The following is a 364-nucleotide window of genomic DNA, read 5'->3' on the forward strand; positions in this document are numbered from 1 at the left end:
ACTGTCGTGGAGTTTGGCCTCCGTGATGTTCACCATGTCGGGGATCATCATCGCATCGTCCCAGCAGGTGTGTATCTTGATGCCTCCCTTTGCTGTCCGAAACTTTGCCCAGTCGAACATGGAGAGACATAGGGATATGGTGGTGCTGTCGATCAATTTGATGGCTTTGCCCTTGATTTCCCTTATAACACGTCCTTGGCCATGTTCGGTCAGGATCCTCCCGTAGTGGGTGAGCAATCGGTAGTAAAGGGTCTCGAACACCTTGTAGCTGCGCTTTTTGTTGCCGTCGCTCATTGTGGATCGTGCCGGGCTCTGAGCCAGTCCCAGATCCGATATGAAGGTCTCGCTGATGCCGATCCCTGTG

General features: G+C 53.3%; 1 pseudogene. It reads right to left on the bottom strand.

The features are described from left to right. Positions 1–364: pseudogene (locus F1E73_RS17470) on the bottom strand (IS4 family transposase); the annotation flags it as partial.

The sequence above is a fragment of the Arenibacter lacus genome, from assembly GCF_008711145.1.
Taxonomy (GTDB): domain Bacteria; phylum Bacteroidota; class Bacteroidia; order Flavobacteriales; family Flavobacteriaceae; genus Arenibacter; species Arenibacter amylolyticus.